At 39.3% G+C, this 14,012-nt stretch carries 15 protein-coding genes; all 15 read right to left on the reverse strand.

What is annotated here, in order from left to right; all coding sequences use genetic code 11:
• Positions 1-117: 117 nt before the first annotated feature.
• The 15 genes from KKH91_07355 to KKH91_07425 all read right to left on the reverse strand — a co-directional run bounded on the left by KKH91_07355 (position 118) and on the right by KKH91_07425 (position 13,758).
• A complete protein-coding gene (locus KKH91_07355; GenBank protein ID MBU0952619.1) occupies positions 118-2,007 on the reverse strand; it encodes a glycosyltransferase family 39 protein in 1,890 nt (629 codons plus the stop codon).
• Position 2,008: 1 nt separating this feature from the next.
• On the reverse strand, positions 2,009-2,689 hold the full coding sequence (locus tag KKH91_07360) for a FeoA domain-containing protein (GenBank protein ID MBU0952620.1): 681 nt from the start codon (positions 2,687-2,689) through the stop codon (positions 2,009-2,011).
• 11 nt (positions 2,690-2,700) lie between these two features.
• Positions 2,701-4,653 (reverse strand): ferrous iron transport protein B, encoded by a 1,953-nt coding sequence (gene feoB, locus KKH91_07365; GenBank protein ID MBU0952621.1) that lies wholly within the window; start codon positions 4,651-4,653, stop codon positions 2,701-2,703.
• A 5-nt stretch (positions 4,654-4,658) separates the two neighbouring features.
• Positions 4,659-5,306, reverse strand: a complete 648-nt coding sequence (locus KKH91_07370) for an N-glycosylase/DNA lyase (protein ID MBU0952622.1) — start codon at positions 5,304-5,306, stop codon at positions 4,659-4,661.
• Positions 5,307-5,401: 95 nt separating this feature from the next.
• Positions 5,402-5,977 carry a rubrerythrin family protein gene (locus KKH91_07375; protein MBU0952623.1) on the reverse strand — a complete coding sequence of 192 codons (576 nt, stop codon included), beginning with the start codon at positions 5,975-5,977 and terminating at the stop codon, positions 5,402-5,404.
• A gap of 12 nt (positions 5,978-5,989) precedes the next feature.
• Positions 5,990-7,183, reverse strand: a complete 1,194-nt coding sequence (locus KKH91_07380) for a flavodoxin domain-containing protein (protein ID MBU0952624.1) — start codon at positions 7,181-7,183, stop codon at positions 5,990-5,992.
• On the reverse strand, positions 7,180-7,710 hold the full coding sequence (locus tag KKH91_07385; protein MBU0952625.1) for a TlpA family protein disulfide reductase: 531 nt from the start codon (positions 7,708-7,710) through the stop codon (positions 7,180-7,182). The genes KKH91_07380 and KKH91_07385 overlap by 4 nt, the downstream gene beginning before the upstream one ends.
• Positions 7,703-8,548 (reverse strand): 2-oxoacid:ferredoxin oxidoreductase subunit beta, encoded by an 846-nt coding sequence (locus KKH91_07390; GenBank protein ID MBU0952626.1) that lies wholly within the window; start codon positions 8,546-8,548, stop codon positions 7,703-7,705. Before KKH91_07390 ends, KKH91_07385 begins: the two co-directional genes overlap by 8 nt.
• A gap of 12 nt (positions 8,549-8,560) precedes the next feature.
• Positions 8,561-10,246 (reverse strand): 2-oxoacid:acceptor oxidoreductase subunit alpha, encoded by a 1,686-nt coding sequence (locus tag KKH91_07395; protein MBU0952627.1) that lies wholly within the window; start codon positions 10,244-10,246, stop codon positions 8,561-8,563.
• A gap of 9 nt (positions 10,247-10,255) precedes the next feature.
• On the reverse strand, positions 10,256-10,486 hold the full coding sequence (locus tag KKH91_07400; GenBank protein MBU0952628.1) for a hypothetical protein: 231 nt from the start codon (positions 10,484-10,486) through the stop codon (positions 10,256-10,258).
• A gap of 2 nt (positions 10,487-10,488) precedes the next feature.
• Entirely contained in the window at positions 10,489-10,866 is a 378-nt protein-coding gene (gene nifU, locus KKH91_07405; GenBank protein MBU0952629.1) for a Fe-S cluster assembly scaffold protein NifU, read from the reverse strand.
• The gene (locus KKH91_07410; protein MBU0952630.1) at positions 10,867-12,102 is read right to left on the reverse strand and encodes a cysteine desulfurase; all 1,236 of its coding nucleotides are present in this window, start codon (positions 12,100-12,102) and stop codon (positions 10,867-10,869) included.
• A 302-nt stretch (positions 12,103-12,404) separates the two neighbouring features.
• Entirely contained in the window at positions 12,405-12,626 is a 222-nt protein-coding gene (locus KKH91_07415) for a NifU family protein (protein MBU0952631.1), read from the reverse strand.
• A gap of 13 nt (positions 12,627-12,639) precedes the next feature.
• Entirely contained in the window at positions 12,640-13,347 is a 708-nt protein-coding gene (locus KKH91_07420) for a rubredoxin (protein ID MBU0952632.1), read from the reverse strand.
• 12 nt (positions 13,348-13,359) lie between these two features.
• Complete coding sequence (locus KKH91_07425) at positions 13,360-13,758, reverse strand: transcriptional repressor (protein MBU0952633.1); 399 nt, start codon at positions 13,756-13,758, stop codon at positions 13,360-13,362.
• Positions 13,759-14,012: the final 254 nt, after the last annotated feature.

A 14,012-nucleotide genomic window follows, 5' to 3' on the forward strand; every position in this document is an offset into this window, starting at 1 on the left:
GGACGGTTCAAAAACCTAAAATTGACAAACTCCTCCCTACGGTCGTCAAACATGTCAATTTCTTAACGGTTTTTTCACCTAAATATCTCAATGTCGCTCAAAACAGTGTTCTTGCTACTACATAACTTTGATTTCTGATACCGGGAGGACAAAAATATTATCAAGGATAATTTTGTCCTCTCCATATTGGATATAATAAATCGCTTTCATCATAGACCTGCCTGAATACTGCCTATAGCTTCCCATAAGCGCGGATGCGGCCTTCTTATCACCCTTTTGATTGTAAACATACGCAAGATTGGAATAATATTCAACCTGGTAGGGGTCGAGCTCCAGTGCCTTTGAAAATTCCGCGATTGATTTATCAATATCACCTTTCAACCAATACACAAAACCCAGATTGTTGTGCAAAACAGGGTTTTCCGGTTCAGTTTTAAGTTTTTCCAGATAAAAATATATATCGGTTGAGATTTTAATTACATAAGAATCTAGAATTTCCTGTTTCTTTTCAACTCTTGGATTATTTTTCAGAATATTTTCATAATCGCTTTGCGAGATATCATAAATCAGCCAGGAATACCCGATATTTCCCGAAGGTTTAAAATCCCGGAGCCATTTATGCGTATTTTTATTAAGGACAAAAACGTCATCCAGGTTATTTGCGTTTATTATGATCTTTCCTGCGACAGGAGTTTTAGGATTAAACTGCAGTTTTTTATCTTTCATATATTTGATAACCAGGTTCCTGTCCTGTCCCCAGTCAAGATTTGAATCTGCGAGGTATTTATAACCGTTTTTTGACCCGCCGGCCAACTCATTGAAATACGCTATATAATACGGATGCGCCAGCAAACTATCTACAGCGTACCACAATAGCAACACAATAAAAACCGGTTTAATGAGTTTAACTTTTATATTGGCTAGATTGCTCAATAGTACAAACATAAACGGGAACAACGGTAGTAAATACCTGAACCCGGTATTATTTTTATTGAAAAAACACGCTACAACAACCAGCATCGCGACTGGAATGATAAGGAAGTAATCAGCAGGCAAAGATTTTCCTATTTGGCGGTATTTGAAGAAAAGAAGGAATATCAAAATCATTAACAAAATTGGCAGAGGTTCTTTCAACGCAAATGCTGTGGGGAAATAATACCACCAGCCATGATAGGAATACTTGCCCATAAGAAACGCGGGGTGGCCTATTTCATTTATATGCTGTTGGCGGTCAAATCCGATTACATAGGGATGCGGCAGTAAATTTAGTACAGCGGTTTTATCTAAAGCCAAAAACAAATTGCTTCTCAATATCCTTTTATCAAGCTTGCCGAAGGTTCCGTTAAATCCGTACCCTAAATTTAGTACAAATAACCCTATTAAGATAATAAATACAAATGAAACTGCTTTTAGTTTCTTTTTGTAAAGCAAATTTTCAGCAATCAGGAATACTGGCAGTATCGCAAAAAGAATTACCGCAGTATATTTTGATAGTAATGCCAATCCCAGAAAAACACCTGAAACAAGCACCCATTTTACTTTTGACTTATCATCCCTGAACTTCCAGAAATAATAAACGGTTATAAACATGAAACAGCTTACCAATATATCTGTGGTAATCAACCCGGAATGAGCTATCACATTCGGTGAAAAAGAATACAACCCCAGCGCGATTAGCCCGGCCTTATTCCCATAAAGCTCCCGGGCAAATTTGAAAATGTAAAAACCCAACAATAAAGAAAACAAGGACATCAAAGCTCTTGCGTAGAAAAGCCTTTGATCCCAATCCTTGAACTGGAAGTTATTCAGTATTTTGCCGTGAGTGTAAAATGAGAGAGAAGGATGTCTTATGGTGCTTTCAATATCCCAAGTGTTGTATTTTGCAAGGTACCAGCCGGATTTAAGGTAATCCATCTCGTCATAAGTGTCGGTGGCAACACTTATGAACATCAGGACTCTTACAAATAACACTAAAAGCAAACCAAAAGCAATTAATTTAGCTTTCATTTTATTTGGGTTTTTTTACAAATATGTTTTTTGCTATTTCCTCTTCAATGGCAATCTGGGTCTCGCCGTGCTGGATAATAAAGGAAGGGTATGTTTCGTGAACACGCACTGTATTTCCCGGAACCAGGCCGAAAGACATCAGTTTGTGCAGTTGAATGTCTTTTTCTCCCAGGATATAAACAATTTTTACATCGCTATTGGCTTTTATTTTTGATAACGGAATAATTATGCTGTCAACTCTATCTTTTGCTTTTTCACAGCACTCGCCCACAGGAATAGGAGATCCGTGCGGGCACTGCCTGGGATGCCCCAAAAGAGTGCAGATACTTTCCTCAACTTCTTTTGAAAGTATGTGTTCAAAATCACAGGCAAAGGAACTTGGTTCGGCAATATCAAGCACATCGGATAACAACCTCTCGGCAACCCTTTGCCTGCGGATCAGGTCTTTAGCAATTTTCTCCCCTTCCGGGCTGAACATTACCTTTGCATCCTTTAATAAAACGAATCCTTTGTTTTCTAAATCCGCGAAGATATCTCTTCCTATACTTTCATGAATTTTTTTTGATACAGTATCTTTTGTGTCATTGTTTTTTTCTTTTAATTCCCAAATAATGCTTAAAGCTTCCTCTATCTCCTGTTTTGCCGGACACAGGCCATGAATGGATGTTTTTTCTTCGTTCATTTTATTTACCTCTATAAACTAATAATTTTATAGCTAACTAAATAGCCTAACAGTAAATTTACCATACTGCCAAACAAAATCGCGTAAGTCGTAACAAAAAGCATAATCCCTGCGGCAGCTTTAATTCCTCTTTCCTTTATTGTTACAAGAAACTGCGCTATACACGGCATAAACAATGTAACCACAATCAGGCTTACCACTACCTGCTGATTTGTCATCATTCCTTTCTTATAAAGCATGTAAAGGCCCGCAGTTCCGTAATCTCTTCTTAAAAATCCCACAATAAACGCGGATGAAGTTTCTATAGGCAGGTTCAGCAAATCAACAACAATCGGATTCATTAGTTTATTTAAAAATCCCAACAATCCCGACTTGCTCAAAAAAAACAGGAAAAGAGTGCCTGCAATAAACAACGGAACAGCTTCCTTCAGGTACCATTTGATTCTTGCGAATGTTTTTACGAGAATATTGCTGATTTTTGGAATCCTTATCGGCGGCAATTCCTGGATAAAGCGGCTCTTTTCGCCTTTAACAATTTTTGACGCCACGAAACCCACAAGGACAAATGATGAGAGGATGGAAAGAAACCAAATTATAAAACCTGTAAATGATATGCTTCCCAACAATCCCAGGATTACACCCAGCTGCGCGGAACACGGGATACATAACGCAAGCAGCAAGGTTACCAGCAGCCTTTCCTTTTTAGTATCAAGTATTCTCGAAGTTAAAACTGCCATAGTCCCACAGCCTAAACCCAGCACCATGGGAAGTATCGCCCGGCCATTGAGTCCGATTTTGCTGAACAATCTGTCTGAAAGAGCGGATAACCTGGGTAAATACCCGGAATCTTCCAATAATCCGAAAAAAATAAAAAAAACGGTTACTATAGGCAAAACAATAGCAAACGCGTAAGTCAATGCCATGGTTATTATTCCATATTCTCCGATAAATAATTCATTAATAAACGCGATGTGAATATACTTTTCAAATAATTTCATGAATACCGGATTAATGTAACCTTTGAAAATTGTATTTTCAAAAAAATCCACCATTGCGCCTGCGGCAAACCTGCCGACAAACTCATACATTACTAACAGCACAAAAAAGAGAATTATCAGGCCGCTGAAAGGCCGCAAAGTCATCCGGCCCAAAAAATCCTGTATTACCCGGTTCAACGGCGCCGAGAACTTCAGGGTTTTTTTAAAAAGTTTTCCCGTAATTTTAAGTTTTTCATCCATCAGCACCGCTTCAACCGGCTTTGAAAGTTCTTTCCGGCAAAAATTTTTTATTGAATGTACTTTTTCAACAGTTTCCTTTACCAGATATTTTGATATTTTTTCGTCTTCAAGATCCGACGCAAGCAGCCTTAAAGCAAAAGCGCGGTTATCTTTCAAAAATGCCGGCAATTCCTTTCTAATATTGCTCAATGAGTCTTCAATTATTTCATTATATTCTATTTTAAAATTTGGACTGTCATGTTTTATTTCTTGGGAGAGCAGTCCTTTCAACTCCGGTATGCCTTCTTTTGTTATAGCAACAGTTTTGACTATGCTTAATCCCAGGGTTGAAGAAAGCGCCTCTGCATCAATATTAATACCGCGCTGTTTGGCTTCGTCATGCATATTGAGTACTACTATCAATGGCAATCCTGTCTCTATCAATTCAAGGGTAAGAATAAGGCTTCTATCGAGATTCTTACTGTCAAGAACATTGATTACTGCTTTAATGTCTCCTTCAAGCAATATATTTGAAGTGACTATTTCATCTTCTGAATGCGGAATAAGAGAATTTACCCCAGGAGTATCTATAACCTGATATACTTTATTGTTCAACTTCACCAGTCCGTCCGAAACATCTACGGTGGTTCCCGGATAATTGGACACGGTTACATAATTGCCTGTCAGGCAATTAAATATAACGCTTTTTCCGACATTCGGATTTCCTACTAATACAATTTTTTCCATTTAGTTTATTTGAATATCTCTCCGGTTTCGTTAGACCAAAAAAGCAAATCCAGGTGAGAAATCGGGATTTTGATTTTCTTAGAAAATTGTTTGAGTTTTTCTTCTATTTCAAAATATTTTTTCGGCGTAATTGATGTTGGAATTTCTTTTATAACCCCCAGAGCTTTCATATTTTTCAGGATATGCCGGTCTAAAATCGCCAGGTTTTCCCCAAGCCCGATATTTCTAAGGAAATGGCTGGCTTCTTTATATCCGATTCCCTTAATATTTTTCACAATCCAATTTCTGAGCTCAAAAGTATTGGCTTGTTCTTTGGGATCAAGCAATCTTTTATGCAATTCACCCATAATTTTACGGGATTCTGTCACATATCTTGCTTTATTGTTTTTGAAACGGACTTTATTGAGATGTTCGCTGATTTGTTGGGCTTCGCCGGAGAAAAGCAATTTATTGTTTTTAAGAATGGATACAGCTTCCCAGCAGCTTTTTGCTTTTGATTGGGGAGTGAACAGGCAGAAACACAATTCAGGGAAAATGTCTTTTTGCGCGCTTTTACGCGCGCCTTTGCGTAAAACACAGCCGAACTCATTCAGCCTAGAAATGATCTCGCCTTTTCTTAACCTATATAAACGCTTTAATTCTATTATATTCATTTTACAACTCCCCTTCTATTCTTAACAACCCCCTTTTCCTCCCCCTTTAGCAAAGGGGGACAGTGGGGGTTCGGTCTAGGGGAGTTTTAACATTTTTACCAGTTTTCACCTAAAAGCTCAAAATACGCAGTCGGATGTTTGCAGGCGGGGCACTCTTTTGGAGCTTCTGCGCCTTCATGAATATACCCGCAGTTTCTGCATCTCCACTTTGTAATTTTTTCTCTTTTGAATACTCTGTTGTTTTTAATATTTTCTAAGAGCGCCAGGTATCTTTTTTCATGCTGTCTTTCTGCAACAACAATCGCCCTATAGGACGCGGCAACTTCCGGATAACCTTCCGCTTCAGCAATTTTTGCGAATTCTGGATATAATTTGGAGTATTCCAAATTTTCACCTGCCGCGGCTTCTTTCAAATTTTCTGTTGTTTTACCGATAACACCTGCCGGGTAAGTTGCCGTAATTTCAACATCGCCGCCTTCTAAATACTTGAAAAATACCTTTGCATGTTCTTTCTCATTTTCAGCAGTATCAGTAAAGAGAAAAGAAATTTGTTCATAGCCTTCTTTCTTTGCCGCAGATGCAAAATACGTGTATCTGTTCCTTGCCTGCGATTCGCCTGCAAACGTTGCTAAAAGATTTTTTTCAGTTTTACTCCCTTTAATGCTTTTCATTCCGTCCTCCCTTCATATTTTTTGCGCAAAATTTTTGCCAAACTCGTAACATTGCTTCATTTCATTTTCATCAGGAACAAATTTAACAGATATTGAAGGCTGTGCAAGCTCAATCCCTGTTTCTTTGAGCACCCCTTCAATCCGCATTACGGCTCCGCCAGCCCAACCGTAGGAACCAAAAGCCGTTGCAATTCTGTTTTTCGGTTTTAGGATTTTCAAAAACCCCAAAAACCCTTCTATACTGGGCAGCATATCGTTCCCATGCGTAGAAGAACCTATCAAATATCCTTTTGCATCAAGCATCTCCTTAATAACTTCAGTACGATCCGCTGAATTGACATCATACAGTTTAACGTCAATACCACCCGCATCCATAATTCCATCAGCTATTTGTTTAGCCATTTTCGCTGTAGACTCCCACATGGTTTCGTAAACTATAACCACTTTTTTCTTTGTTTCGTTCTTGGCCCAATTAATATAAGAATTTACTATTTTCATCGGGTCTTTGCGCCAGATAATTCCATGGCTGGGCGCAATCATTTTTATCGGTATATTCGCTTTCTGCACTTCCTCGATTTTCCTCAAAACAATCTGGCTTAAGGGCCAGATTATATTTGCATAATATTTTGCCGCCTCGTCCATAAGAAAACTATTATCCACTTCATCGTCAAACCTTTCTGAAGTGGCATAATGCTGGCCAAAAGCGTCGTTCGGCAGTAAAATCTCGTCTTCAATCATGTATGTGAACATGCTGTCCGGCCAGTGAATCATGGGAGCTTCAATAAATGTTAAGGTTTTTTTACCCAATTTAAGCTTATCCCCGCTTTTTACTATTCTAAATTCCCAATCGCCGTAATAATTCTTATACAATCCTTCTTTGCATTTTTCCGTGCCTAAAACCAGCGCTTTTGGGCAGAGTTTATGTATTGCAGGTAATGCCCCTGAATGATCTCTTTCCACATGATTGGCAATTATGTAGTCTATTTTCTCCGGCGGGATTATCTCTTTGATATTTTCAATCATTTCATTGGCAAACGGCTCAAGGACCGTATCAACCAACGCAACTTTTCCTTCAGGGTCTACGATTAAATATGCATTATAGGTTGAACCTCTCTGGGTGTTGTAAGTATGCCCGTGGAAAGCCCTTAAGTTCCAGTCAATGGCTCCGACCCAAAATAAACCATCTGCAATTTTTACCGCTGTCATTTTGACCCCTTAGTTTTCTGCCCGATTAACTTCTTAACATATTGAATTGAATCATGCGGCACTTGATGCTCATTATAAATGATGTTACCGTTTTTATCTACTATAATATTTGCAGGGATACCTGTAACTTTATAAGCGGCAGAGACTGTTCCATCGGTATCGAGCAAAATTTTATATTTAATTCCTCTCTTTTTTGCATAAGCAGAGACATCTTGCTGTTTTTCCTGAACATTTACAGCCAGAATCTCAAATTTATTTTTATCAACAGCATCGTACAATTTTTTTAGTTCCGGAATTTCCTCAATACAGTAGCCGCACCAGCTGGCCCAAAAAACAATCATTACTGTCTTTTTATTCCTGAAGCTCTTCAGGCTTACCTGCTCACCCTTAATGCTCTTGAGCGAAAAATCAATTGCTTTATCCTCAGGGGAGGTCTGAGCTATACCTGCAAAACTTATACCCAAAACAATAACTGCTGCTAAAAACATTCTCCTTTTCATGCTTTTATCCTCCGGTTTTTTAAACATACTTTTTTAACAGTTCCTGCATTTTTGCTGACCGAATATTTCCGTCAATTTTTCCTTGATGGAAATTTTCGTCAAAAGTAGTGTCTTCCTTTTTGTAAAATGCTCCCAGAGCAATAGGAACATTCATATTATAATCCCATTCTCTTAATTTTTTCATAGCATCGTCAAACCTGCCGGTGTTATGATCAACCAGTTCATAAGCTTTTTTATTGTAGTAATCGTACATATTGAAAAATGTCACACAGACCTGGAGCACATCCACAAGAGAAAATCCTTTATGCAAAATTGCTTCCTTAAATAATTTTTTCATGAGTTCCATGTTATTGGAAAAACCCCTGGCAACATATGTTGCACCGCTCGCAAGAGCAATTTCTAACGGATTTATAGGAAGTTCTTTTGAACCTCCGGGTGTTGAGCGGCCTTTGTAGCCCAGAGGTGAAGTTGGGGTATATTGGCCGGTTGTAAGGCCGTAGACCCGGTTGTTGTGCACAATCATGGTGATATCAACATTTCTTTTTGCTCCAAATAACAGATGTTCCAAACCTTCGCCGTAGCAATCTCCGTCGCCGGCAAAACCTATTACTTTCAGATCTGGGTTAGCAAGTTTTATAGCTGTTGCAACGGGGACCACTCTTCCATGTAATGAATAAAAACTATTTATATTCAGGTAATCAACTATTTTTGCGTGGCAGCCGATACCGGAAACTATAACTATTTTCTCTTTTGGAGTGCCTTCTTCAATTAAAGCGTTTATAACAGCTTTTATCGAACCCAAAATTGCAAAATTCCCGCACCCCGGGCACCATGTATTTTTCGCGCTCGTATTCAGTTCTGTCATATATTCACCAAATCAAATCACTTTTTTTAGTTCTGCTTCCAAGCCTTCCAGTGAAAACGGCCTGCCGTCATATCTTAAAATCATTTTATCGGCTTTAAAACCGTAAGTTCTTACCAGGCGTTCAAGCTGACCGGTTGAATTATTTTCTATATAAATCGTTTTTTCTATTCCTTTCAAAGCCTCCCTGAATTTATTTTCTGGAAACGGCGAAAGAACTACCGGCTGGATTACTTTCAACCCAAGTTTTTCAGCCAGTTCGATACAAACGCCTTTATTAGATCCCCAACAAACCAGGGCGGTTTTAGAATCCTTGTTGCCATAAATCTTTACTGTTTCAATTTTTTCAAGTTCCTGCGATAAATATTTTTCCTTAAGCAGGCGTTTATCCTGCATCATTTTCGTTATTTCGGGTTCTTCTGTGGTAATTCCTGCTTCATCATGCTCGTAACTATTAACTTTTATAACAACGTCCTTTTCAGGGACAAAAGCGAGCGGAGAGATACCAGTTTCGGTAACCTGATACCTTTTATATGCTTGCGGGTTTTTTCTATCCCACAACAAAGGCGCCAAATCGGGTTTTGAAATAAAACATTTCGAATCTGTATTCAGATTGAAATTTCCTTCACTCAAGGTTTTATCTGTAAGCACAAATGACGGTATTTGGTATTTCCACGCAGCGTCGAGCGCAAAAGCGGACCAAAAATATGCTTCATCTGCGTCCCCCGGCGCAACAATAAACCGGGAAAATTCGCCCTGTCCGGCATTTAGCGCAAAATGCAATTCAGTCTGGCAGGAATATGTAGGCAAACCAGTGCTGGGCCCCGGCCTCTGGCCAAGAACTATCACAACCGGCAATTCCGCCATCGCTGCAAAGCTCAACCCTTCTGTCATAAGGCAGAACCCGCCGCCGGACGTCGCCACAGCGGCCCTTTTTCCTGCATACGCAAAACCTGTTGCCATAAGCATCACGGCAATTTCACTTTCAGGATGCACGACTTTGAGGGAAAATTCTTCCGCCTGCTGAGCCAAAAAATGAAGTACTCCTGACGTTGGTGTCATTGGGTAAGCCAGAAATGCTTCGAGGCCCGCGCTTACAAGCCCGAGAGAGATTGCATCATTGCCCGTTACAACAGGCATAGGAGCTTTTTCGGAAGCCCGGGATATTTTGTTGTCTGCCTCTTTTGCCTCATCATATCCGCGCCTGGCAATTTTAAGATTCTGCTCAAGTTCTTTGTGAATATTGTTTTTAAAAACCTGTTCCAGAATTTCCCATTTTATACCAGCAACTTTGCAAAAACTTCCCAAAATGCAGGAGTTTTTCATTATCGCTATGGCATTTTCTTCTTTAACTATTTTAGCAAGAGGTATGCCGGCTGTTTTTAAACCCGGAGGAAAAATCTCAGGCTTTATAATATCTGAATCATAGATAACGCATGTATCCTTTTTAATCCTATCCTTATGCAGGTCAATACAATCCTGATTGAAAGCAAGAATATAATCTACATGGTCATAATGCGCGCTGATTTTTCTCTGGGCGCCCCTGATAATAGAAAAAGTATGCCCTCCCCTTATCAGGGAAGGATAATCACGGTAAACATAGATTTGATACCCAAGCTGATTAATAAGTTTTGCAATAACCAGGCTTGACTGGTCTATGCCTTCGCCAGCTTTACCGCCGACTAAAACACTTATTTCCATATAATCCCTTTATTGTTTTGCTTCCCACTTGTTATCTTTTGTTTTAGATAATTTTAGTTTTGCCTGGCATCGCTTTTCTTTACACTCTGGGCATACATTCAGCTCTGCATTATATGTCTTTCCGCACTTTTTGCAGATATTAATCTTTTTCCGGCACGGTTCGCAGAAAACCGGTTCATAACAGCTCATTTCAAGCTCATTTTCGCAAAACGGGCATTTGCATTTTTCTTTCTTTTCCATAGTTATTTCACCAATTTCTTTTTGTAATCTTCTATCGCTTTGTGAAGAGCGTCGGCGCCAAGATTTGAACAATGCATTTTATTTGGAGGAAGCCCGCCAAGTTCCTGCGCAACCGAGGCATTTGTTATTTGCATGGCTTCATCAAGTGTTTTACCTTTCGCCATCTCAGAAACCATTGACGATACCGCTATTGCCGCTCCGCAGCCGAACGTTTTAAATTTTACGTCTTCAAGCCGGTTATCCTTTACTTTAATATAGAACGTCATCATGTCCCCGCAAACCGGGTTTCCTATTTCGCCTTTGCCGTCAGCGTTGGGAATTTCGCCTACATTCCTTGGGTTTTGAAAATGGTCCATTACCTTTTCAGAGTAGAAAGCCATCTAAACCTCCTCATGTTCGTGTTCATAATCCGTACCGGGGCCCGCCTCCTGCCGTTTTCCAGTTTTTTGGAAATACGCATAAAGGGGCGACATATCACGCAGCCTCTTTACTATCGGCGGAAATTCTTTTAGTATAAAATCAATATCATCTTCTGTTGTGTATTTTGACAAAGTCATCAAAACGGAACCTTGCGCAACAGCTGTATCCATTTTAGTTGCAGCCAGTACATGCGACATCTTTAGGGCTTTGGAAGTGCATGCAGACCCGCTGGTCACATAAATTCCCTTTTGATCCAGGAACAGTAACATTCCTTCGCCTTCAATAAATTCTATGGAAAAATTTACATTATTCGGCAGTCGTTTTACCGGATGTCCATTAAGATAGGAATATTCTATATGCTTTGGCAGCTGTGAAATCAATTTATCGCGCAAAGAAATAAGTTTATCAAAATTTTGCGCCATTTCTTTTTTAGCAATTTCAGCCGCTTTACCCAAACCCGCTATCGCGGGAATATTTTCAGTGCCGGCGCGCCGGCCGTTTTCCTGTATGCCGCCGTCAATTTGAGGTATCACTCTTGTTCCTTTTTTCATATAAAGCGCCGCGGCGCCTTTCGGGCCGTAAAATTGCGTTCCTGACAAGGTCAGCAAATCAACGCCCAGTTTATTCACATCAACAGGAACCGTTCCAACCGTACAAACAGCGTCAACATGAAAGATTATTTCTTTTTCATGGATTATTTTTGAAATTGCTTCAATATCCTGCACAGTTCCGATTTCTGGGTTCGCATGCTGGATTGAAACAAGAATGGTATCCGCTTTGATGGCATTTTTTACGTCTTCAGGCGAAATTAAACCATATTTGTCTACAGGAAGATAAGTTACCGTGAATCCTGCCTGTTCAAGCCTTTTGGCGGAATAAAGCACGGAAAAATGTTCTATGCCGGAAACAATTATGTGCCCCTTAGGGCCTTTTTGTTTATAGGCTTCTGCCGTCCCTTTTATAGCCATGTTATTTGCTTCCGAAGCGCAGGAAACAAAATATATTTCATTTTCTTTTGAACCGATTAAATCCGCAATCTGTTTGCGAGCTAAATCAAGCGCGTCTTTTGATTTTGCGCCTATAGAATGCATGCTCTGCGCATTGCCATAGTTTTCCTTCAGGTACGGAAGCATCTCGTTCAGCACTCGCTCGTCAATTCTTGTGTTTGAATGATTATCCAGATAGATTTCTTTCATAGTTGCATTTCATCCATTTCTTTTACTGCGAAAACACTAAATTGATATTTATTGTTGTCGCAGATATTTCTATATTTTGTTTCAATTTGATCCAAATCAACATCTCTTCTATTTGGGTCCTGGTGAAAAAATCGGCAATGAAGCGACCTCCTTTTATTTTACTTCCTTCATCGGTTTTTTGCAGCAATCTTTCGGTGTTTCTGACGTTTTGCCGCAACATTCGCATTTATAAACTTTCTTTTTCTCCGGCGTACATTCTTTTCCGCAACCGCAATCGCATCCCATAGTTTTGTCTCCTTTTTTTATATTGCCACTACTTCTTTTACTTCAGGCACTTCTTCCTTTAATACCTGTTCTATCCCCATCTTTAAGGTCATCTGACTCATCGGACAATGCCCGCACGCGCCTGTTAATTTAACTTTTACAACACCATCCTTGCTTACATCTACCAGCTCAACATTCCCGCCGTCCATTTGTAATGCCGGCCTTACTTTCGCTAACGCCGCTTCCACCTTCGCTTTCATAGCTTCTCCCCTTTCAGATCTTTTCAAATTGGTCTTTCTTTACTCCGCAAACCGGGCAAACCCACGTATCAGGGATCTGCTCGAATGCAGTTCCGGGATTCACTCCGGAATCAGGATCACCCTTGTCCGGGTCATAGATATAACCGCAAATGGTACATTTATATTTTGCCATCGCCTTTCCCCCTTGTTCCTTTTTATCAGCTTCCTTTATATTAGCTGGCGTTATGTAAGTCGGCGCAGTTTTTGGTGACTTGCCGCCTTTAACATCACGATAAATAGTATACGTCATCGGTTCATTTTCACTAAGTATTTCAGCGCCGATAATCTTACCAACAAAAATTGTATGCGTACCAACATCAAGACTATTAATAACTTCTGCTTCAAAACAACCAATTGCAAAATCAAGAACTATTGGGGCGCCATTCAGCCCTGATTTATATTTTACATCTTTGAATTTATCTATTGTGCGGCCTGATTTAAACCCGAATGTGCCAATAAAAGGCATAGGCGCATCCTTTGAAAGAACTGAAACCGTAAAAACCTTGCTTTCCTTTATATACTCCCAGGTAAGGTTTTGTTTATTTACACTGATTGCAATAGTCGGGGGTTCAGCAGTCACCTGGAAAACAGTGTTAGCTATTTGGCCATTGAATTTATCGCCTTTTTTTGAGCTGACAATATATATACCGTAAGAAATTTTATATAGTGCTTTTAGCTCCATCTTTTACCTTCGTCATAAGCAATTTTTGCAAATACCTTTATAGTAACCATGCAGTTCTTTGATTTTATGCCCTTGGATGTTCCCTTTTTTAAAATGTTCGCACTCAACCTTCAAATCAAGTATCTTGCCGCATTTTTCGCAATAAAAATGATGGTGCGACATGACATTTGAATCAAACCGTGTTTCTTTGCCGGTAATAATAATAGGAAGTGCCACGCCATTTTCAATTAAAGAATTCAGGGTATTGTAAACTGTTGTTTTTGATATAGTAGGAATATCTTTTTTCATTACTTCATAGATTATATCTACAGTAGGGTGTTCCTTGTTATCTTCAAGATACTTAAGGATTTTTAAACGCTGGTACGTCGGCCTGATACCTTTTGATTCTAATAGTTTTTTAACTTTTTCCATGTTTTTATTTTCCCTCAATATTGTAATGATTACAATTATGTAATGATTTTATACAATTGCTTTATATTTGTCAAGGATCTGCGATAGGACATGTGATAGCTAACAGTGTTAATTAAGAATTAAAAGCGGACACCCCTTTTTTTTGCCTTTAGCGAGCAACATTAAATACCGTTAATTCCTATAATCTGGAGCTAAAAGACCTTGTTGGGCTAAGGGGGCTCAAGATTATGGCGCAATTACACAAAAAGTTTCAT

The sequence above is a fragment of the Elusimicrobiota bacterium genome, assembly GCA_018816525.1.
Classification (GTDB): domain Bacteria; phylum Elusimicrobiota; class Endomicrobiia; order CG1-02-37-114; family XYA2-FULL-39-19; genus OXYB2-FULL-48-7.

Bases quoted from the DNA above. Each gene is read 5' to 3' on its own strand.
- KKH91_07420 (MBU0952632.1), bottom strand. From the start codon at position 13,347: ATGGAGCTAAAAGCACTATATAAAATTTCTTACGGTATATATATTGTC.
- KKH91_07380 (MBU0952624.1), bottom strand. From the start codon at position 7,183: ATGACAGCGGTAAAAATTGCAGATGGTTTATTTTGGGTCGGAGCCATT.
- nifU (MBU0952629.1), bottom strand. From the start codon at position 10,866: ATGGCTTTCTACTCTGAAAAGGTAATGGACCATTTTCAAAACCCAAGG.
- KKH91_07370 (MBU0952622.1), bottom strand. From the start codon at position 5,306: ATGAATATAATAGAATTAAAGCGTTTATATAGGTTAAGAAAAGGCGAG.
- KKH91_07385 (MBU0952625.1), bottom strand. From the start codon at position 7,710: ATGTTTAAAAAACCGGAGGATAAAAGCATGAAAAGGAGAATGTTTTTA.
- KKH91_07360 (MBU0952620.1), bottom strand. From the start codon at position 2,689: ATGAACGAAGAAAAAACATCCATTCATGGCCTGTGTCCGGCAAAACAG.
- KKH91_07390 (MBU0952626.1), bottom strand. From the start codon at position 8,548: ATGACAGAACTGAATACGAGCGCGAAAAATACATGGTGCCCGGGGTGC.
- KKH91_07375 (MBU0952623.1), bottom strand. From the start codon at position 5,977: ATGAAAAGCATTAAAGGGAGTAAAACTGAAAAAAATCTTTTAGCAACG.
- KKH91_07425 (MBU0952633.1), bottom strand. From the start codon at position 13,758: ATGGAAAAAGTTAAAAAACTATTAGAATCAAAAGGTATCAGGCCGACG.
- KKH91_07400 (MBU0952628.1), bottom strand. From the start codon at position 10,486: ATGGAAAAGAAAGAAAAATGCAAATGCCCGTTTTGCGAAAATGAGCTT.
- KKH91_07395 (MBU0952627.1), bottom strand. From the start codon at position 10,246: ATGGAAATAAGTGTTTTAGTCGGCGGTAAAGCTGGCGAAGGCATAGAC.
- KKH91_07415 (MBU0952631.1), bottom strand. From the start codon at position 12,626: ATGAAAGCGAAGGTGGAAGCGGCGTTAGCGAAAGTAAGGCCGGCATTA.
- KKH91_07355 (MBU0952619.1), bottom strand. From the start codon at position 2,007: ATGAAAGCTAAATTAATTGCTTTTGGTTTGCTTTTAGTGTTATTTGTA.
- feoB (MBU0952621.1), bottom strand. From the start codon at position 4,653: ATGGAAAAAATTGTATTAGTAGGAAATCCGAATGTCGGAAAAAGCGTT.
- KKH91_07410 (MBU0952630.1), bottom strand. From the start codon at position 12,102: ATGAAAGAAATCTATCTGGATAATCATTCAAACACAAGAATTGACGAG.